At 63.5% G+C, this 20,433-nt stretch carries 16 protein-coding genes and 3 pseudogenes; 7 read left to right on the top strand and 12 right to left on the bottom strand.

The genetic code is table 11. The features are described 5' to 3' along the window. The first annotated feature begins 145 nt into the window (after nt 1-145). Both AC56QP_RS15950 and AC56QP_RS15945 read left to right on the top strand, forming a co-directional pair. On the top strand, nt 146-925 hold the full coding sequence (locus tag AC56QP_RS15950) for an N-acyl amino acid synthase FeeM domain-containing protein (RefSeq protein WP_489863586.1): 780 nt from the start codon (nt 146-148) through the stop codon (nt 923-925). Nucleotides 926-1,045: 120 nt separating this feature from the next. Continuing rightward, nucleotides 1,046-1,195, top strand: coding sequence for a DUF3096 domain-containing protein (locus AC56QP_RS15945; RefSeq protein ID WP_080680904.1), 150 nt, complete (start codon nt 1,046-1,048; stop codon nt 1,193-1,195). Between the two features lie 7 nt (nt 1,196-1,202). Here AC56QP_RS15945 and AC56QP_RS15940 read toward each other — a convergent pair whose 3' ends face one another. Beyond that, nucleotides 1,203-2,018, bottom strand: coding sequence for an alpha/beta fold hydrolase (locus AC56QP_RS15940; RefSeq protein ID WP_489859045.1), 816 nt, complete (start codon nt 2,016-2,018; stop codon nt 1,203-1,205). Nucleotides 2,019-2,266: 248 nt separating this feature from the next. Here AC56QP_RS15940 and AC56QP_RS15935 point away from each other — a divergent pair, with 248 nt between their 5' ends. The 4 genes from AC56QP_RS15935 to AC56QP_RS15920 all read left to right on the top strand — a co-directional run bounded on the left by AC56QP_RS15935 (nt 2,267) and on the right by AC56QP_RS15920 (nt 5,688). Continuing rightward, a complete protein-coding gene (locus AC56QP_RS15935) occupies nt 2,267-2,491 on the top strand; it encodes an aa3-type cytochrome c oxidase subunit IV (RefSeq protein WP_091580925.1) in 225 nt (74 codons plus the stop codon). 84 nt (nt 2,492-2,575) lie between these two features. Continuing rightward, nucleotides 2,576-3,859, top strand: a complete 1,284-nt coding sequence (locus tag AC56QP_RS15930) for a Re/Si-specific NAD(P)(+) transhydrogenase subunit alpha (protein WP_489859046.1) — start codon at nt 2,576-2,578, stop codon at nt 3,857-3,859. Beyond that, a complete protein-coding gene (locus AC56QP_RS15925; RefSeq protein WP_091581083.1) occupies nt 3,859-4,284 on the top strand; it encodes a proton-translocating transhydrogenase family protein in 426 nt (141 codons plus the stop codon). Before AC56QP_RS15930 ends, AC56QP_RS15925 begins: the two co-directional genes overlap by 1 nt. 6 nt (nt 4,285-4,290) lie before the next feature. After that, a complete protein-coding gene (locus AC56QP_RS15920; protein WP_489859047.1) occupies nt 4,291-5,688 on the top strand; it encodes an NAD(P)(+) transhydrogenase (Re/Si-specific) subunit beta in 1,398 nt (465 codons plus the stop codon). 74 nt (nt 5,689-5,762) lie between these two features. On the opposite strand, the pseudogene AC56QP_RS15915 reads toward AC56QP_RS15920, so the two are convergent. From AC56QP_RS15915 to AC56QP_RS15900, 4 genes and pseudogenes are all read right to left on the bottom strand, one after another. Further along, nucleotides 5,763-6,679: pseudogene (locus AC56QP_RS15915) on the bottom strand (hypothetical protein). 222 nt (nt 6,680-6,901) lie between these two features. Beyond that, nucleotides 6,902-9,373, bottom strand: coding sequence for a DNA topoisomerase (ATP-hydrolyzing) subunit B (gene gyrB / locus AC56QP_RS15910; protein ID WP_489859049.1), 2,472 nt, complete (start codon nt 9,371-9,373; stop codon nt 6,902-6,904). A 161-nt stretch (nt 9,374-9,534) separates the two neighbouring features. After that, nucleotides 9,535-12,153: a caspase family protein gene (locus AC56QP_RS15905; RefSeq protein ID WP_489859050.1), complete on the bottom strand. Its 2,619-nt coding sequence runs from the start codon at nt 12,151-12,153 to the stop codon at nt 9,535-9,537. 89 nt (nt 12,154-12,242) lie between these two features. Beyond that, nucleotides 12,243-12,812, bottom strand: coding sequence for an NADPH-dependent FMN reductase (locus AC56QP_RS15900; RefSeq protein ID WP_489859051.1), 570 nt, complete (start codon nt 12,810-12,812; stop codon nt 12,243-12,245). 211 nt (nt 12,813-13,023) lie between these two features. Here AC56QP_RS15900 and AC56QP_RS15895 point away from each other — a divergent pair, with 211 nt between their 5' ends. Then, a complete protein-coding gene (locus AC56QP_RS15895; protein ID WP_489859052.1) occupies nt 13,024-14,397 on the top strand; it encodes a cytochrome P450 in 1,374 nt (457 codons plus the stop codon). A gap of 21 nt (nt 14,398-14,418) precedes the next feature. Here AC56QP_RS15895 and AC56QP_RS15890 read toward each other — a convergent pair whose 3' ends face one another. The 7 genes and pseudogenes from AC56QP_RS15890 to AC56QP_RS15860 form a co-directional block, all read right to left on the bottom strand. Further along, nucleotides 14,419-15,396 (bottom strand): complex I NDUFA9 subunit family protein, encoded by a 978-nt coding sequence (locus tag AC56QP_RS15890; RefSeq protein WP_489859053.1) that lies wholly within the window; start codon nt 15,394-15,396, stop codon nt 14,419-14,421. Between the two features lie 119 nt (nt 15,397-15,515). Then, nucleotides 15,516-15,608: pseudogene (locus tag AC56QP_RS15885) on the bottom strand (DoxX family protein); the annotation flags it as partial. A 280-nt stretch (nt 15,609-15,888) separates the two neighbouring features. After that, nucleotides 15,889-16,890 (bottom strand): Ldh family oxidoreductase, encoded by a 1,002-nt coding sequence (locus AC56QP_RS15880; RefSeq protein WP_489863587.1) that lies wholly within the window; start codon nt 16,888-16,890, stop codon nt 15,889-15,891. Between the two features lie 115 nt (nt 16,891-17,005). Beyond that, nucleotides 17,006-17,815 (bottom strand): ABC transporter permease, encoded by an 810-nt coding sequence (locus AC56QP_RS15875; protein WP_489859054.1) that lies wholly within the window; start codon nt 17,813-17,815, stop codon nt 17,006-17,008. Next, nucleotides 17,815-18,560, bottom strand: a pseudogene (locus tag AC56QP_RS15870) (ABC transporter permease). The gene AC56QP_RS15875 and the pseudogene AC56QP_RS15870 overlap by 1 nt, the downstream one beginning before the upstream one ends. A gap of 127 nt (nt 18,561-18,687) precedes the next feature. Further along, a complete protein-coding gene (locus AC56QP_RS15865; protein WP_489859055.1) occupies nt 18,688-19,485 on the bottom strand; it encodes a transporter substrate-binding domain-containing protein in 798 nt (265 codons plus the stop codon). Between the two features lie 56 nt (nt 19,486-19,541). After that, nucleotides 19,542-20,354 (bottom strand): ABC transporter ATP-binding protein, encoded by an 813-nt coding sequence (locus AC56QP_RS15860; RefSeq protein ID WP_489863589.1) that lies wholly within the window; start codon nt 20,352-20,354, stop codon nt 19,542-19,544. Between the last annotated feature and the right edge of the window lie 79 nt (nt 20,355-20,433).

Genomic DNA, 20,433 nt, shown 5'->3' with positions numbered 1-20,433 from the left:
TTGCCGGAGAAGCGATGCATTTTCGTAAAATTTTACGAATTGTTAACGTTAACGATGAGTAAACGACGTCTATCCCATTTTCATCTTTACATCCCCGGGGCCTGTCGTAGGGTTGAACTGCGGCGGCAACTTACGGGGACGCATGATGGACGGGCAGTTGGCGGTGCTTCGCCATGCGGCGGGCACGGACGGAGAAAATTCGTCCGACAACATGTCGAGCTTTGCTCGGAACATTTCGGCAATGCTGGAGCGCACAGAGTATCGCCGCTGCGACAAGGGCGAAGATCTCGAAGACATCTATAGGTTGCGCTACAAGTCCTATCGGTTGAGCGATATGGTGCCGGAAAACCCCGAACATATTGTGCACGATGAGCTCGACGAAACCGAGAATTGCTCGAAGTTCGGCATTTACATTGACGGGGAACTGGTCAGCACGCTGCGCATCCATCATGCCTGCAGCGCGACCCCGCAATCGCCCTCCACCACGGTCTACGGTGACATCTTGCGGCCAATGCTTGCCGCTGGCGCGCATTTCGCCGACCCCAGCCGCTTTGCCGCCGACCCCGACTGGTCAAGGATCTATCCGCAGATTCCCTATCTGACGTTGCGCCTCGCCGGTATGGCTTGCTTCTATTTCGATGCACCTTACTGCCTGTCGACCATTCGGCCGGAACATGCGGGTTTTTACCGTCGCATCTACTGTTCCGAGCAGATCGGCGAGCTGCGCGATTATCCAGGCCTGAACTACAAGGTCGTGCTCTACCGGGCCAACGTCAACGCGATCCGCGAGCGCTCCTTCTCCCGGTTCCCGTTCTTCCGGTCGACTCCGATGGAGCAACGCATGCTGTTCGAGACGCCTGGTGCGGGCGAACTGGCGCCGCTGACCATTCTGCCGACGGCAAAGTACTTTCGCGAAGCCGCTTGAGGCTACGCGATTTTCGCCAGGCGTCTGGAGCTTTCCGGCCATATCCGCGTTCTGATGACGGCGGCGTGCATCACGCCGTCTTTGTCACCATGCCAACGAACCTGTCCGAAGGAACCCGACATGCACATTTCCCAGCTCGCGCTTACCCCACTCATCTCGCTGATCGCCGGCGTGCTGATTCTGGTGATGCCACGGCTGTTGAACTACATCGTCGCGCTTTATCTGATCGTCGTCGGATTGCTCGGGCTTTTCCCGCATCTTGCCGGCTGAAGGTCCGTCAGCCCGCGAAAAAGCGCAGGGCTGCTGCCACGATCGCTTCAGGGGCATCTTCCTGCATGAGATGGCCGGACCCGGTAATGAGGGTCAGGGCGCAATCCGGCAGCAGGGCCGCCAGCTTCTTGCCTCGCTCGGAAGGAATCCAGCGATCTTCTTCTCCCCATAGCAAAGCCACCAGACAGCGGAATTCGGCATAGAGCGGCTCGACTTCGTCGGTGAAACGCTGATCCATCTGGGCGATCTGGCGATAGAAAGCCGGCTGGCCAATCGGCCCTGTCCACGGCGCGATGTAAGGCTCGAGCTCGCTGTCGGACAGGGGCCTGGCTGCGGCGCCCGCAACATACGCTTTCAGGATCGCCGCCTGGATGTAGTCCGGCACGCCAGCGAAGGCGGCTTCATGCTGCCGGACATGCTGGACAAAGGGCGAGCCCCAGGGGCGCACCGCCACCGGATCGATGAGCAGCAGCCTTTCATAGTTGCAACCGTCGATCAAATGCGCGCGCAAGGCAGTGGCGCCACCGAAATCATGGGCGATAACTTTAGGCCGCTCGAGCTTCCAGAAACCCAGTATTGCCGCCAGCGCCCCGTTCTGGATGCCCAGCGAAACATCCTGGCCCTCCCGTTTGTCGGATCGCCCATATCCGGGAAGATCGTAGAAATACAGCGTATGGTCGCGCGCCAGTTCAGGAGCGACCCGATGCCAGACATGCGAGGAGAACGGGGTTCCGTGGACGAGCACAATCGGTGGACCGGAGCCGACCGTGCCCCATGCGATGCTGGTGCCGTTCCAGTCAAATTTCTGTGTCGGCGAGATCATGGCGCTTCACCGTTCGGCCGATGTTGTCGGCGACAATAGCCTCTCCTTACGTCGCCAAGGAATCGCGAAATTGTCACCGCATGTTCAAAGCCGCTGATGCCGTTTGTCGCCGAGATCCAGCGCCGCGTCGGCAGCCGGCTTCAACTTTCCCTTGAGGCAGTTGTCGCCGGCGATGCGGCAATAGCACCATTGCCCTCGGCCCGGCTTTTCGCTATGTGCCTCAAAGATGTCTTCGAAGGGGAATTCCTATGGCTGAGCACACGCCGACCGGTCCTGTCGAACTGGGCGCGAAGATGGACTACGCCGAGCATGACCGCACCTATGCGGGCTTCCTCATGCTCGCCAAATACGGCTCGCTGTTTTGCGGCGCCCTTTTGTTGGCGATGGCTTTTGGCTTCTTTGCAGGCGGCTTCTTCTCGGCGACCATCCTGTTCGTCCTGATCCTGGCCGTAGGCGGCTTTATTCTCCGATAGACTTTTCAGACCCTTTGCCGGGGGCGTCGCCGGAAGTCCGGCCGACGTCTTGCGGAAACAGGTTCCAGCCGAAAGGATCATGCGGTGGGACAGACGGTTTTCATCCCTCGTGAGCTCGATGCCAACGAGCCACGTGTCGCGGCCTCGCCCGATACGGTGAAACGGCTGGCGGGATTGGGGTTCGACGTTGTCGTCGAGACCGGCGCCGGCACAAGGTCGCGCATCCCCGACGAGGAGTTTTCCAAGGCCGGAGCCACGATCGGCAAGGCCTCCGATGTCGCCAAGGCCGATGTGGTGCTGAAAGTGCGCCGGCCTGGTGATGCCGAACTGAAGAGCTACAAGCCTGGTGCGGCGGTCATCGCCATCATGGATCCCTATGGCAATGATGCCGCCGTCGCGGCCCTGGCCAAAGCCGGCGTCACCGCCTTCTCGATGGAGTTCATGCCGCGCATCACCCGGGCGCAATCGATGGACGTTCTGTCCAGCCAAGCCAATCTTGCCGGCTATCAGGCGGTGATCGACGGCGCTTCGGAGTATGACCGGGCGTTGCCGATGATGATGACGGCGGCCGGCACGGTGCCGGCGGCGAAGGTCTTCATCATGGGCGTCGGCGTCGCCGGCCTGCAGGCGATCGCCACGGCAAGGCGGCTTGGCGCGGTCGTCACCGCCACCGACGTGCGCCCGGCGGCCAAGGAACAGGTTGCCTCGCTCGGCGCGAAGTTCCTCGCGGTCGAGGACGACGAGTTCAAGGCGGCCGAAACGGCGGGCGGCTACGCCAAGGAAATGTCGAAGGAATACCAGGCCAAGCAGGCGGCGCTGACCGCCGAGCATATCGCCAAGCAGGACATCGTCATCACCACGGCGCTGATCCCCGGCCGGCCGGCGCCGAAGCTGGTGTCGGCGGCGATGGTGGCTTCGATGAAGCCGGGCTCGGTGCTCGTCGACCTTGCGGTCGAACGCGGCGGCAATGTCGAGGGTGCCGTGGCCGGTCAGGTCGTCACCACGGCCAACAACGTCAAGATCGTCGGCCATCTCAATGTGCCCGGCCGCATCTCCGCATCGGCTTCGCTGCTCTATGCCAGGAACCTGTTTGCTTTCGTCGAGACGCTGGTCGACAAGACGACGAAGACGCTTGCCATCAACCGCGATGACGATCTGGTCAAGGCGACGATGCTGACCGACGGCGGCAAGATCGTGCATCCGGCCTTCGTAAAGGCCGACCAGCAGCCTCATGTCGAGCCGGCCGCGATCCCGGCCAAGACCATGGTCGCCGACGCTTCGGGCAAACCTGCTGCCGCGAAGAAAGCTGCGCCCAGGAAACCGGCCGCATCCAAGTCGCCCTCGTCGAAGTCGAAAGGCATTGCCTGATGGATCAGACCCTGCAGAAAGCCCTCGACCAGCTCGACCAGGCCTCCGCCGCCGTTCGGCTGGCGGTACAAAACATGGCGACCGCACCCGGCGGCGCCGAGGCGGCCGGCGATGCCGCGCACGCGCTTTCCGGCGGCGCCATCGATCCCTTCGTGTTCCGTTTCGCCATCTTCGTGCTGGCGATCTTCGTCGGCTATTATGTCGTCTGGTCGGTGACGCCGGCGCTGCACACGCCGTTGATGGCGGTCACCAACGCTATCTCGTCCGTCATCGTCGTCGGCGCGCTGCTTGCCGTCGGCATCGCCGCCTCCGGCATCGCCGCAGGCTTCGGCTTCGTCGCGCTGATGCTGGTGTCGGTCAACATCTTCGGCGGCTTCCTCGTCACCCAGCGCATGCTGGCCATGTACAAGAAGAAGGACAAGTAGAGCGCCATGAACGCCAACTTCGCGTCCTTCCTCTATCTGGTTTCCGGCGTCCTGTTCATCATGGCGCTGCGCGGCCTGTCGCACCCGACGACCAGCCGCCAGGGCAACCTCTACGGCATGATCGGCATGGCCATCGCCATCGCCACCACGCTGGCGCTGGCAACCCCGTCGGCCGGCCGCTTCGGCCTGATCGTGCTCGGTCTTGCCATTGGCGGTGGCGTCGGCGCCATCACCGCGCGCCGCATTGCCATGACCTCGATGCCGCAACTGGTCGCCGCCTTCCATTCGCTGGTCGGCCTCGCCGCCGTCATGGTCGCGGCCGCGGCCATCTATGCACCGGAAAGCTTTGGCATCGGCACGGCGGGCGATATCCATGCCCAGGCGCTGATCGAGATGAGCCTGGGCGTCGCCATCGGCGCCATCACCTTCACCGGCTCGGTCATCGCCTTCCTCAAGCTCGATGGCCGCATGTCGGGCAAGCCGATCATGATCGGCGGCCGCCACTTCATCAACGCCGCGCTCGGCATCGCGCTGATCGTGTTGATCGTGCTGCTGGTCGGCACGGAATCGAAGCTGGTGTTCTGGCTGATCGTCGCGGCGTCACTGGTGCTCGGCATCCTCTTGATCATCCCGATCGGCGGCGCCGACATGCCGGTCGTCGTCTCGATGCTGAATTCCTATTCGGGCTGGGCAGCGGCGGCGCTGGGCTTCACGCTCGGCAATCTGGCGCTGATCATCACCGGCGCGCTGGTCGGCTCGTCCGGCGCGATCCTGTCCTACATCATGTGCAAGGGCATGAACCGCAGCTTCATCTCGGTCATCCTCGGCGGTTTCGGCGGCGAGACGGCTGCGGCGAACGATGACGGCATCGAGCGCACGGTCAAGCAAGGTTCGGCCGACGATGCCGCCTACCTGATGATGAACGCGCAGAAGGTCATCATCGTGCCCGGCTACGGCATGGCGGTCGCCCAGGCGCAGCATGCGCTGCGTGAGATGGCCGACAAGCTCAAGGCCAACGGCGTCGACGTCAAATACGCCATCCATCCGGTCGCCGGCCGCATGCCCGGCCACATGAACGTGCTGCTCGCTGAAGCCAACGTGCCCTACGACGAGGTGTTCGAGCTCGAGGACATCAACTCCGAGTTCGCGCAGGCCGACGTCGCCTATGTCATCGGCGCCAACGATGTCACCAACCCTTCGGCCCGTGACGACAAGTCGTCGCCGATCTACGGCATGCCTATCCTCGATGTCGACAAGGCCCGCACCTGCCTGTTCGTCAAGCGCTCGCTCGGCTCCGGCTATGCCGGCATCGACAACACGCTGTTCTACAAGGACGGCACCATGATGCTGCTCGGCGACGCCAAGAAGATGACCGAGGAGATCGTCAAGGCCATGGATCACTGAGCGACATCGAGATTGAGCCAAACAAAAGCCCGGCCTCGCGGCCGGGCTTTTGCGTTTTCAACGGCGTAGCCGGTTCAGCGGCTGGTGATGAAAAGCGCTTCCTCGTCATCGCGCTGCCTGCCGCCGAGGGCAGCAGCGGCGGAGGCGATGAAGGCGCCGATGACAAGCGACAATGCGCCGAGCAGCGCGAAGGTCGCACTTGCCTTCCTGGCGGTATCGGCCGCCTGCTGCGCCTTGACCTTGGCATCCTGCACCTTGGCAACCAGCGCATCGACCCGTGCCTTGGCATCGGCTTCGGAAAGACCGGTGCGGGCGGCGACCAATTGCGACAGGTAGGTCTTGTCGTCGGCCGAGATTTCGCCTGCGGCTGCACTGGCGATCAGGATGCGCGAGGCCTGCCCTACCGCGGCGGCATCGCCGTCCGGACCGGCGGCCGCGAGCTTGCTCGGATCGGCCGGACGAAACAGCGAATCCACCAGGTAGGAGGTCGCATTGTCGATCGATGCGTTGCCGGCATTGGCGGAGGCCCCGGCCGATGCACCCATGGCCGCACCCGACGCGACGGTGGACACAGCCTGCACGCCTGAACCCAGCGCTGCGGACAGGGCCGAGCCGAGCACGCCGACGACGAGCAAGGTGGCCAATGCCCAGGCGAGGAAGCCGTGGGCGGTGTCACGGAAATAGACCTCGTCGGTATGGATGCCGACCCATTTGGTGCGCAGGCGTCCCGCAAGGTAGCCGCCGACACCTGAGGACAGCCACTGCACGACGACGAGCCAGATGGCGGTGGACACCGCGAAGGTGGTGACCGAAGCGCCCGAGCCCGACCATGGTGAAACCATGGTCAGCCCAAGCCCGGAGCCTAGCAGCATGAGGATGAAGGTCAAGGTCGAGGCCGCGAAGGCACCGGCGATGATCGGTCCCAGCTAACGGCCGTGGCGGAGGATTCGGTGGATGAGGATACGTCGACGGCCGATAGGGTGGACTGCATCAATGCCCCCTACCGTACGAACAGCATGATCAGAATAATGATTGGAATCGGAATTCCGAGCAACCAGAGCAAAATGCCACGTCCCATGAAGGCCTCCTGTGAGAAATTGTGATCGATGTTGTCACAATGTCCCGAGGGGGCTTCTGTTCCGGCGGGTTATAAAATGATTTTGCTTGCCACGGGCGGAACAATTGGCGCGCCGTGGCGCGCCAACACCAGAGATCAGATATCCAGATTGGCGACCGACAGCGCGTTGTCCTGGATGAATTCACGCCTCGGCTCGACCTCGTCGCCCATCAGCCGCGAGAACAGGCTGTCCGCGTCGGTCGCGTCGTTGACCTTGACCTGCAGCAGCGAGCGCACATTCGGGTCGAGCGTGGTTTCCCAGAGCTGTTCGGCGTTCATCTCGCCGAGACCCTTGTAGCGTTGCATGGTCAGGCCCTTGCGACCGGTCGCAAAGACCGCGTTGAGCAGCGCCAGCGGTCCCGAGATAGTTTCGGAGACTTCCTTGCGGCGCAGCACCGGTGGCGTTCCGTAGACGTCGCTGAGGCGCTGTGCGTAGCGGTCGAGCTGGCGCGCATCGGCCGAATTGATCAGCGCGAGATCCAGATGCGCGTATTCCTTGACGCTGCGCACCGTGCGCTCGAACACATAGCCGCCAGTACCTTCATTCGAGGTCGACATGCGGCCGGTCCAGCCGCGCTCGGTGTCTTCCGCGATGATGTCGAGGCGCTTGGCGACACGGTCGGCCATGGCGTTGGCGCGGCCGAGGTCGGTAAACACGTCCGGGTTAAGGCCGCCGGCGATCGCCGCCTGCTCGACCACGCCTCTGTTGTAGCGCGTGTGCAGGCCGTTGATGAGCTGGCGCACGGCCAGCGCATCGTCGATGGCGCTGCGCAGGTCCTGCCCGGCGCGAACTTCGCCCGAGCCGAGCGCAAGCGACGCCTCTTCCAGCCCCGAACCGATCAGGAATTCCTCGAAGGCGCTCTCGTCCTTGATGTATTGCGAGCTCTTGCCGCGCGTCACTTTGTAGAGCGGCGGCTGGGCGATGTAGAGATGGCCGCGCTCGATCAGTTCCGGCATCTGCCGGAAGAAGAAGGTGAGCAGCAAGGTTCTGATATGGGCGCCGTCGACGTCGGCGTCGGTCATCAGGATGATCTTGTGATAGCGCAGCTTGTCGGCGTTGAACTCGTCCTTGCCGATCGAGGTGCCGAGCGCGGTGATCAGCGTGCCGATCATGTCGGAGCCGAGCATGCGGTCGAAGCGTGCCCGCTCGACATTGAGGATCTTGCCGCGCAAAGGCAGGATCGCCTGGTTCTGGCGCGAACGGCCGCCCTTGGCCGAGCCGCCGGCCGAGTCACCCTCGACGATGAAGATTTCGGATTTCGCCGGGTCGCGTTCCTGGCAGTCGGCCAGCTTGCCGGGCAGCGAGGTGACGCCGAGCGAGCTCTTGCGGGTGATGTCACGCGCCTTGCGCGCGGCCTCGCGCGCCGCCGCGGCCTGGATCACCTTCTCGATGACCACCTTGCCCTCGCTCGGGTGTTCTTCCAGCCAGGTGCCGAGCGCTTCGTTGACCAACCCTTCGACGACCGGGCGCACTTCCGACGAGACCAGCTTGTCCTTGGTCTGCGAGGAGAATTTCGGATCGGGAACCTTGACCGACAGCACAGCCGTCAGGCCCTCGCGGCAGTCGTCGCCGATCAGCGAGACCTTTTCCTTCTTGGTCAGGCCAGAAGATTCGCCATAGCCGGTGACCTGGCGGGTCAGCGCGCCGCGGAAACCGGCCAGATGGGTGCCGCCGTCGCGCTGCGGGATGTTGTTGGTGAAGGCCAGCACGTTCTCGTGGTAGCTGTCGTTCCACCACATCGCCACTTCGACGGTGATGCCGTCGCGCTCGGCCTTGATGGCGATCGGCTTGTCGATCAGCGGTTTCTTGACCCGGTCGAGATATTTGACGAACTCTTCGAGGCCGCCATCATAGTGCAGCTCATGGCGCACGATGTCGGCATGGCGGGCATCGGTCAAAACGATGCGGACGCCGGAATTCAGGAAGGCGAGCTCGCGCAGCCGGTGTTCCAGTGTGGCGAAGTCGAATTCGACCATGGTGAAGGTCTCGGCCGACGGGAAGAAGGTGATCTGGCTGCCGCTGCGTCCCTCATAGGTGCCTGGCTGCTTGTTCTGCTCATAGCTGCCCGTCGCCTTCAGCGGCGCATCCGCATTGCCATGCGTGAAGCTCATCTCGAAGATTTGGCCGTTGCGGCGGATCTTGAGCTTCAGCCATGCCGAAAGGGCGTTGACCACCGAGACGCCGACGCCATGCAGACCGCCCGACACCTTGTAGGAATTCTGGTCGAACTTGCCGCCGGCATGCAGCTGCGTCATGATCACTTCGGCCGCGGAAATGCCTTCGCCGGTGTGGATATCGGTCGGAATCCCACGGCCATTGTCGATAACCGTCACCGAACCGTCGGGGTTGAGCGTCACCGTGACGAGGTCGGCGTGGCCTGCCAGCGCCTCGTCGATGGCGTTGTCGACCACCTCATAGACCATGTGATGCAGGCCCGACCCGTCGTCGGTGTCGCCGATATACATTCCGGGGCGTTTGCGGACAGCGTCCAACCCCTTCAAAACCTTGATGGAATCGGCGCCGTATTCGGCTTCGGCGCCGTTGGCGTTCTCGGTCTGGTCGCTCATGAAAACCTGTTGTCTAGATGCCGCTTGTACAGCGCGAAAAATCGGCCCCGAATCGCGCCTCTGCTATTGCCTAGATATAGGCGCTAAAGGCGGTTTTTCCAAGGTTTGCAGCCATTTCCAGGGGAATGAGCCGGCTGTCCATGACTGGCTCCCGCCAGGCTCTATTTGACCTTGGCCAACCGGTCCCTGAGAAACTTGATCATGAACTTGTATCGTGGCGCCAGCCGCCCGCTGCGGTCGAGCTCCTGCGTCATGTCGAGCGCCTGGGAAAGCACCGCCTTGGGGTTCTTCGCGACCTGAGCGTAATCGACCATGGCAACCACCAGGTCGCGCTGCCAGGTGGCATTATCCGGGTCGGACTGGGCAAGCTGCTGGCGGATGTCGAGACTGTCCTGGAATGCCTGCCGCGCCCCCTTGATGTCGCGCTGCTTGACTTTGAGCATGCCGATTTCGGACAGCGTGATCGACAGGTCGCGTTGCCAGTCGGCATTTCCAGGATCGAGCTTGGCCAGCCGGTCGGCGATGACGAAACTGTCCATATAGGCTTTCAGCGCGCCTTTCTGGTCGCCCTGTGTGGCCAGAACCCCGGCGACCTTTTCAAGGCTCACGGAAAGGTCGCGTTGCCAGTCGGTGTTGTTCGGGTCACTGGCCGCCAGCACGCGGGCTATCGAGAGGGCATCCTGATAGGCGGCGAGCGCCGCCGGCCAGTCCTCCTGATCGCTCAGCGCATTTCCGATCTTGGCGTTGCCGACCGACAAGTCGCGCTTCAGCTCGGTATTGTCCGGGTCGCGGCTCACCAGCTGTTCGACGATCGCCTGGCTTGCATGGTAAGCTGTGAGCGCCCCTGCGGGATCGCCGCGCTCGCGCTTGAGATCGCCGATCGTCTCATGGCTGACCGAGACATCGCGCTGCCGCTCGGCATCCTGCGGTTTGTTGCCGGCCAGTGCCAAGCGGATCTTCAGGCTCTCCTCATAGGCCACCTGCGCATTGTCCAGCTGGCCCATGACGTGGGCAAGGTCGCCGATCTCGTCATAGCTGATGGTCAGATCGCGCTGCAGTTCGGCGCGGTCCGGCTCGTTGTCGGCGAGCTGCTTCTTGATGGACAGGCTTTCCTGGTAGACCTGCGCGGCACCAGCCAGATCGCCTTGCGTCACCAGCACATTGCCGATCTTGTCGTCTGCCATGGCCAGATCGCCGAACCATGGCAGCTTGTCCGGCCGGGCCGCGGTCAGGTCCCGCAAGATCGCCTTCGCCGCCTGGTAGCCTAGCAGCGCGGCCGACAGATCGCCTTGCGCAAGCCTGATGTTGCCGAGCTTGATATGGCTGACGGCGAAATCGCGCTTGACGCTCGGATCGGTTTCGCGGCCGGAACGCAGCTCGAGATTGGAGACCAGCGCCGCAAAGGCGCGGCCTGCCGCATCGGTGTTGCCGACAAGGGTATAGAGCTTGCCGAGCTCATCCAGCGTGCGGATCTGACGGTCGGCGTCGTCCAGCGCCAGCGAGGTTTGCCCGGCTTCGCCGTAGAGGGCCAGCACTGATTCATAGTCCTTGATGGCGGTGGCGTAGTCGAGGTCGGCGCGCGCCGCACCGCCGGAAAGAAAACGTGTCGCGGCTTCGGACAGCGTGCGACTGACGAAATTGGCCTTCAAGGCATTGCGCGAAACATTGTCGATGTCGGCCGCTCTGGCGAGGATCGCACGCGCGCCATCGAAGGCGCCGAGCGAAAGCTGTTCCTCGGCCTGCCGGCGCAGTTCCGTCACCTGCGGATCGTCGGAGGCAAGCGTCTTCATTTCGCTGCGCACCTTGACGAAGGCGTCGGCAGCCTCGCGCAGCTTGGCATTCAGGCTGTCGGCCGACAAATGGCTGGCATCTGAACTGATCAACGCGCCATAGAGTGGCGCCAGCGGCATGTCGGCATCGCTGGCGATCTGTTCGACTTCGCCGCGCATTTCCGGTGTGACATCGGCCATGGCGAGCAGCAGGCGTTCGCGCTCCGGCAACTGCTCCCTGGCCGAGGCGGCAAAGAACAGTTTCGGCAGGCCGCTCTCGACATAGGGCAGCTGCTTTCCACGCGAGAGGTCATAGACCTCCTGCTGGACCAAGGTCAGCACCGAACGGATCTCGAGGCCATCGGTGCCGAGATATTTGGCCAGCGCTGTCGTGAATGGCGAGTTCTGGCCAGTTCCGTCGGCGGCCGTCTCGCCGGGTGCCGCTGAAAAGGCGAACAGGATGTTTTCGGCGCGGCCTACGCGGCCGAGGCCCGGCTTGACCTTGTCGGCGACACCCTTGGCCAGCGATGTCGCGCCACGCCCTTCGCCCGCCGTGCCCGAGAACGGATCGCTGCGGCAGGCATCGAGCACGATCAGCCCGACCTTGGCGGTGGCGGCGACCGCGTCGCGCACCTCCTCCAGCGGCAGGCTGCTCTTTTCCAGCGCATCGAGCGAAGAGGCATCGGCATCGATCGGCAGCAGCCGATTGTCGCCAGAGATTTCGACGCCGTGGCCGGAGAAGTAGATCAGCGCCACGTCGGCGCCCTTGGCGTCCTGGCGAAAATCATCGAGCGCCCGACGCATGCGCCTGAGATCGCGGTTGGTTTCGAGAACGACCTCGAAACCGAGCTTCTTCAGCGCCGCGTCCATGGCCTCGCCGTCATGGACGGGATTGGCGAGCGGCCGAACCAGGCGGTAGTCGTCAGCAGCAATCACCAGCGCCACGCGCCGCTCCGCCATCGCGGTGGCGGTCGCCGACAAGATCAGCAGCAAGGCAAACAGCAAACGCAAGTCGAACCGCCCCCGGCTCCTTCATTTGCGCGAACATTCCACCTCTTTATGCCATGAGCAAGCCGGGCTTTTGGCCGAAACCGGCTCGTTCAGGAGGCGCGCATCGGCTTCAACGCCTCGCTCCAGCGCAACAGCTCGTCCAGCATGGCTTTGGCTCCGCTCTGCACATGTTCGCTCGGCCGGAAGGAGCCGTCGTTCTCGAGCAGTTTCTGATAGAGCGGCAACGAAACGCCCTCGGGGATAGGCATGATGCCGACCGAAGTCAGCAGCGGCTTGAGGGCCTGCGCCGCGCGCAGGCCACCGGAGACGCCGCCATAGCTGAGAATGGCGGCGGGTTTGTATTTCCACTCGCGCGCCAGGTAGTCGATCGCGTTGACGATCGCCGGCGCCACGAAATAATTGTATTCCGGCGCCACGAACACAAAGGCGTCGGCGGCATCGATCGCCTTCGACCAGGCCTTGGTATGATCGTTCTGGTAGTTGCCGAGCTTCGGGTGATGCGGTTCGTCCAGCACCGGCAGGTTGAACGCGGCGATGTCGGTCAGCACCGGTTCGAATTTCCCGTGCTCGCGCGCGAATGTCTCCAGCCAATGCGCGAATACCGGTCCGGCGCGGCCGGGCCGCGTGCTGCCGATGATGATGTTCAACTGGTGCTTCACGGACGGCTCCTTCGTTTGGCGGTATCTGTTGGTAACTGTCACTACGGCAGAGCGTCTTGGTGGACAAGGCGGGACCTTGCGCGCGGCGGTCACGATCGGATGAACAGGCTGTCTGCCGCGACGTGCCGGTCGCGTGGATTGCGCCTTGCTGTTCGGCCACATGGACGCCTGGATTGCCAGCCACTACATTGATGTATCAGCGGAGCACATGATGGACACCCAGCCCGCCCCCTTTGTTCCCCCGGCACCGAAGCCGCGCACGTCGCCGCCTTCGACGCTGGAGATGATCCGCATCGTCTACCGCAACCCGCTCGAACTGTGGGGCGAGCATACCTACAACGAGCCCTGGATCTCGGCGAATGGCGTCGGCGGGCATCTGATCGTCGCCAACGATCCCGGCCTCATCCGCCACGTGCTGGTCGACAACGCCAAGAACTACAAGATGGCGACGGTGCGCCAGAAGATCCTGCGGCCGATCCTGCGCGACGGCCTGCTGACCGCCGAGGGCGAGGTCTGGAAACGGTCGCGCAAGGCGATGGCGCCGGTGTTCACGCCGCGCCATATTTTCAGCTTTGCCCAGCCGATGCTCAAGCGCACGCAGGAGTTCGTCACCCGCTACGAAGATGGCGGCACGTCCGACATCGCCCATGACATGACCCTGCTCACCTACGACATCCTGGCCGAGACGCTGTTCTCCGGCGAGATCGCTGGCGAGCCGGGCAGTTTTGCCAAAGAAATCGACCGCCTGTTCGAGACCATGGGCCGCGTCGATCCGCTCGACCTGTTGCGTGCCCCCGACTGGCTGCCACGCCTGACCCGCATCCGCGGCCGCAAGACCATGGCCTATTTCCGCAAGATCGTGACGGACACGGTCAAGATGCGCGAAGACAGATTGAAGCGCGATGCCGATGGCGTGCCGCAGGATTTCCTGACGCTGCTGCTCAAGGCGGAGGGGCCGGAGGGACTGACGCGGGCCGAGGTCGAGGACAACATCATCACCTTCATCGGCGCCGGCCATGAGACGACGGCGCGCGCACTCGGCTGGACGCTCTATTGCCTCGCCGAATCACCGTGGGAGCGCGACAGGATCGAGCGTGAGATCGACCAGGTGCTGGCCCGCGAGCCCGATCCGACGAAGTGGCTGGACGCCATGCCGTTGACCCGCGCCGCTTTCGACGAGGCGCTCAGGCTCTATCCGCCGGCGCCATCGATCAACCGCGAGCCGATCGTGCCGGAGATGTGGAAGGATCTTTATATCCCGAAGCACGCGGCCGTCCTGGTGATGCCGTGGGTCGTCCACCGCCACCGGAAGCTTTGGGACAGGCCCGACGCCTTCCTGCCGGAACGCTTCCACCCGGGAAATCGTGAAAAGATCGACCGCTTCCAGTATCTGCCATTCGGCGCGGGTCCGCGCGTCTGCATAGGCGCCAGCTTCGCCATGCAGGAGGCGATCATCGCGCTCGCCATCATGCTGTCGCGCTTCCGCTTCGACACGACGGCCGAGACCAAGCCCTGGCCGGTGCAGAAATTGACCACGCAGCCGCAGGGCGGCCTGCCCATGCAGGTCACGCCTCGCCATCGTTGAAGGGCAAGACCCTTCTGGAAATTATGCCGCGGGCTTGCGCTGCTGGAACTGACCGGCGGCGCGGAACCGCCAGAGGTAGCTCGGCAGGATCGAGCCGATCGATTGCGGCTGGATGCCGAGCCCAGTCAATGTCCGGTTGGCCTTGGTCGCCGCGTCGGAAACGATGTTGTGCTCGCGCAGCTGCATCACCTGGTCCTTGGTCAGCAGCGGGTTGGGCAACAGGCCGAGGATCGAGGCCTGGATGTTGGCCATCCACCACGGCACCGGTACCAGCAGGCGCTTGCGCTCGATCACTTCGAGGAGCTCTTCCATGCACTCCTTGAAGGTCAGCACCTTCGGCCCGCCAAGTTCGTAGATCTGGCCGCCGCCGACCTTGCCGTCGACCGAACGCGCCACCGCTTCGGCAACGTCGCCGACATAGACTGGTTGGAACTTGGTCTGGCCGCCGCCGATCAGCGGCAGCACCGGCGAATAGCGCGCCATGTTGGCGAAGCGGTTGAAGAATTCGTCCTCGGGCCCGAAATTGATCGATGGCCGGAAGATCACGGCGTCCTTGATCGTCTCGAGGACGGCCTTTTCGCCAAGTGCCTTGGTGCGCGCGTAGTCCGACCTGGACTCCAGATCGGCGCCAAGCGCGGAAACATGGGTCAGGCCGGCGCCGACGGCGCGCGCCGCTTCGGCCACGGCGCGGGAACCGAACTCGTGCACCGAGGCGAATTTCTGGCGGCCGGTCTCATGCAGGATGGCGACCAGATTGACGACATGGTCGGCGCCCTGCACGGCGCGGTCGACCGACCAGCGCATGCGCACATTGGCCTGCACCGGCTGGATCTGGCCGACATTGCCGAGCGGCTGCAAATGGCCGGCAAGATCGGGCCGCCGGCAGGCGACCCGGATGCGATAGCCGCGCTTGGCCAGCGCGCGCACGACATGGCGGCCGACAAAGCCTGACCCGCCAAAGACGACGACGAGCTTTGGGGTCTGCAGGATTTCGGTCATGGCTGGCTCCGGCGCACGTTCCAGATGGCTTGGCTGAAGCCGTTTCATAGTCGGTTTTGCGCCAAAGGCAAAGGGCGACGCGTCGTCGCTGCTGCCCTTGTTTCGACTGTGTCAGAATGCTTTGCGGTGCGGGCGCCGACCGAGTGGCGGTTGCCGCCGCGAATGACGAGGAAGAGCAGGATCGCGGCCCACGGAAGCGATTTCTCGGCGCCGAAAGGACGCATGTTTTATTGACGCACCCACAGGCAAATTCAAACGCAGAAAACCCCGCCGAAGCGGGGTTTTCCGGGTGACTCACACGACGAAACCAGGGTCCAACGAGGCTGCCTGACCTGAGACGGTATCAAGTGGGCGCGAAGCAAGCACGCCCGCCCCAGCCCTGGACACATTCGACCGGATGGCACCGACCGGGCAAACCCAACCCGGACAGCTATTGGTCGTCGCAACGCACCAGAAGGTTCAGCGAGGCGCGGAAAAATCCGTTGACTTCGTTCAGGAAGAATAGCGGGCAGCGAACTCGGAGATGCGCTGCACCACCGCCTTGGACGCGGTGATGCCGCGCGCTTGCGCTCTCTCGGCGGCCTCCGCGCGGGCGCGGCCGGGCACATGCACGCCATAGCGCCGGCGCAGCCGGTCGAGTTGGTCCTTCATCCGCTGCTCGAAGTCCGGGTCGAGCAGCTTGGGCTCGACCGCAAGCACGAACAGTCCGGTGCCGGGGCTCTCCGCTCCGCCGGTGAACCATGGCGCGTCGAGCGACCAGTTGGCGCCAGACAGGCCGGCCGCCAGCACTTCGACCATCAGGGCGATGTTGGCGCCGCGCTGGCCGCCGAAGGCGAGCATGGCGCCTTTCATGGCGGCGGCCGGATCGGTGGTAGGGTTGCCGCTGGCGTCGAGCGCCCAGCCTTCGGGGATCTTCTTGCCGTCTTCCGCCGCCTTGCGGATGTTGACGAAAGCGGTGGCGCTCGACGACTGGTCGATGACCAGAGGCGCGCCGTCGGCGGCAGGGGCGGCAAACGACATCGGGTTGGTGCAGTAGACCGGCTTGACCGAGCCGGAGCCAGCGAGAACCGCCGGGCCGTTGGTGGCAGCGAACGACACCAGCCCTTGTGCTGCCAGCCTTCCGGTGAAATAGCCCAGCGCGCCGCACGTATAGGCGTTCTTCTGCGAGAAGATGGCGACTCCGAACAACCGCGCGGCCTTGGCGAGGTCGTCGATGGTGCGGTCGAAACCGGTATGCGCCAGACCGCCGCGCGCGTCGGAGAGATAGATCGCCAGTGCCGGCCGGGTGATCACCGGATCGGCATTGCCGTCGATGCGTCCGGCTTCCAGCGCTTCGAGGTAATCGATGAAATGCGACAGCCCGACGGTCGAAAGCCCTTCCGCCTCGGCTGATATGATCGAGGCGGTGAGCGATTCCGCCGCTTCTTCGTTGGCACCGGCGCCCAGCGCCGCCATCCGGCACAGTCCTTTGGCCTGGTCGAGACTGAGTTGCATCACGATGAATTCCTGACTGAGTAGCGAATAGGGAATAGCGAATAGGGGAATGGCAAGCTGTCGGCTATCGCGCGTTCACTGTCCCCGACTACTACTCGCTATTGGCTATTCGCTTCTACCCAATTTTGTTGGGAATCCGCGCCTCGATCCTGCCGAAGGCGAAGACCAGAATGCCGGTGATCGTCATGTAGATCAGCGCCAGCAGCAGCAAGGGTTCGTAGGTGAGGTAGGTGTCCTGCCGTACCTTCGACGAAACGGCGAAGATGTCGATGACGCTGATCGTCGCCACCAGCGGCGTCGATTTCAACTGCAGCACGGTCTCGCCAGTCAGCGTCGGCAGCGCCCGGTAGAACGCCTGCGGCAGCCAGATGCGACGGAAGATCTTCCAGCGGCTCATGCCGAAGGCGCGCGCGGCTTCCAATTGCCCCTTGGGAACGCCGGCAAACGCACCGCGCATCACCTCGCCTTCATAGCCGGCGAAGGACAAGGTCAGCGCCAGCACGCCGTAAGGCCATGCCTGCCGCAGATACGGCCACATCCAGGATTCGCGGACCCACGGGTACTGCGGAAACAGCGAACCCAGGCCGTAATAGAGCAGCCACAGCTGGATCAGCAGGGGAGTTCCCCGGATGACCGTGCAGAAGGCCTTGGCGGGCGCGGCGAACCAGAACGGACCGGCGGCCTGCGCCAGCCCGAGCGGCACGGCGAACAGGAAGCCCAATATGCAGGTGACGGCCAGGATCCACAGTGCCCGCCAGATGCCGGCCAGCCCCATTTCCCAGTATTGAGGCAGCCAGTCCCAGCGCATGAAAAAGGCAGCCGCCAGAACCAGCCCCAGCGCGATCAGGATCAGCACGATGCGATGCGGCTGCAGCCACAGCGAGGCCCGCGCGACAACGTTGATGATGGCCGCTTCGTTCGCCATCAGCGTGCTTCCTTCACCGAAGGCATACCGCGCCGAGACCATGCCTCGACGCGGCCGATAAGGAAATTGGAAATCAGCGAGAGCAGCAGGTAGAGCACGGCCGCGGCAAAAAAGAAGGTGAAATAGGCCTTGGTCACGCCGGCGGCCTGCCGCGTTGCCAGCGCCAGTTCGTAGAAACCGACGACGGCCAGCAGCGCGGTGTCCTTCGTGGCGATGAGCCAGAGATTGGCAAGGCCCGGTATGGCGAAGGGCAGCATTGCCGGCAAGGTGATGCGCCGCAGCAGAAGGCCGGGAGACATTCCATAGGCGCGGGCGGCTTCGATCTGGCCTTGCGGAATGGCCAGGATCGCGCCGCGGATCACCTCGGTCGAATAGGCGCCCTGGACAAAGCCGAGCACGGCGATACCTGCGGCAAGGCCGCTGATATCGATGCGCTGATAGCCCATTGCCGTCAGTGCCTGGTTGATCAGGTCGGTGCCGGCGTAATAGAGCAGCAGGATCAGCACCAGTTCGGGCACCGCGCGCACGATGGTCGTGTAGACACCCAGCAGGTCGCGCACCACCGGACCGCCATAGAGCTTGCCATAGGCCCCGCCGGTGCCGATCAGCAGGCCGAGGCATGTGGCACCGACCGCGATTTCGATCGAATGGAGCAGTCCGACCAAAGAGTTCCGCCCCAGCCCGGTGGGTAGGGCGAGAGAAGTTCTATGATGCCGGCCGCCGAGGCCGAAAGAAATGCGTCGATCAGCTTCGCCCCCGGATTGCTGGCGTTAGCCGCTGGACATTTTCGTCAGCGAAAGCGTGCGTGGAGAGGTTCAGGCGAACCGCACGGCGCTCAACGCGCCGCGCGGTCACAAGCCCAGGCTTGCCGATCAGTTCGACTGCGCGCCGCCGCCGCCATAGATGTCGAAATCGAAGTACTTCTTCGAGATCTCGTCATATTTGCCGTTGGCGCGAATGGCCTTGATGCCGGCGTTGATCTTTTCCTTCAGGTCGGTGTCTTCCTTGCGCACGCCCGCGCCGACGCCCGGTCCGAGCACTTCATCGTCAGGAGCCACCATGCCCTTCAGATCGCAGCAGGCCTTGCCCTGATCCGACTTGAGGAACTCGCCAAGCGCGATGGAATCAGCCTGCACCGCGTCGAGACGGCCGGCGGCGAGATCCTGGTTGGCCTCGTCCTGGGTCTGGTATTCCTTGATTTCCTGCGCCCCGGTGAAGTGCTTCTTGGCGTACACGGCATGCACCGTCGACACCTGGACCCCGATGACTTTGCCCTTGAGGTCGTCCGGAGCGGAGCCGAACTTCTGGTCCTTTGGTCCGATGATCGCCGTCGGGGTGTTGTAGTACTTGTCGGAGAAGTCGATCGTCTTCTTGCGCTCCTCGGTGATCGACATCGAACTGGCGATGACGTCGATTTTCTTGGTTGTCAGCGCCGGAATGATGCCGTCCCAGGCGACGGGGGTGATAACGCAGTCGAGTTTTTCTTCGGCACAGACGGCGTCGATGAAATCGATCTCCCAGCCGACCCATTTGCCGGACGCGTCCGGCGAAGTGAAGGGCGGATAGGGTTCGGCGGCGACGCCGATCTTGACCGGATCGGCCTTGGCCACGCCCATGGCCGCGACGCCCAGCAGCAGCGCTGCGGCGAATGTCTTCAGAATAGTCTTCATGTAAACGACTCCCAGTTTGTTGTTGGTTCCCGGTTTTCTTCCGTCGCGGCCTGTTCCTAGCCGATGTTGCGGATGAACTGCTTGAGCCTCTCGGATCTGGGCGCGCCGAAGATCTGCTCCGGCGGTCCTTCTTCCTCGACCAGCCCGTTGTAGAGATAGACGACGTATGTCGCGACCTCGCGGGCGAACTTCATCTCGTGTGTGACCAGCACCATGGTGCGGCCTTCGCGCGCCAGGTCGCCGATGACCCTCAGCACCTCGCCGACCAGTTCCGGGTCGAGCGCCGAGGTCGGCTCGTCGAACAGCATGACGCGTGGATTGATGGCCAAGGCGCGAGCGATCGCGGCGCGCTGCTGCTGGCCGCCCGACAGATAGGCCGGATAGACGTCGCGCTTTTCGGCCAGGCCGACGCGGGCAAGCAGCTTTTCGGCCTCGGCGATGGCCACCTCGCGCTTGACGCCAAGCACATGCACCGGAACCTCGATGACGTTTTCGATCAGCGTCATGTGGCTCCACAGGTTGAAGTTCTGGAACACCATGCCGAGCTTGGAGCGGATGCGCTCGATCTGCCTGCGGTCGGCCGGAACCGTATGGCCGTGGCTGTCGGCCTTCAGCTTGATCTCCTCGCCATTGACGCGGATGATGCCGCTGGTCGGGTTTTCCAGGCAGTTGATGCAGCGCAGCAGCGTCGATTTGCCCGAGCCGCTGCCGCCGATGATGGCGATGACCTCGCCGTCGCGCGCCGACAGTGAGACGCCCTTCAGCACATGCAGCTCACCGAACTTCTTGTGCAGGTTCTCGACATGGATGGCTTCGGCGGCGCCGTCCTGCGCCGTGTATTTCAGTACGGGTGCGGCGCCTTGAGCCATCATCCCTTCGACGCTCCGCGGAGCGGTCGAGCTCGTCGCTGCTGGATTCTTTTACCCATTACCCGTCACTGACAGAGTT

It is taken from the genome of Mesorhizobium sp. RCAM 05104 (assembly GCF_059683645.1).
The sequence above is the reverse complement of the archived record's forward strand: the minus strand, read 5'-3'. Positions and strand labels throughout refer to the sequence as shown.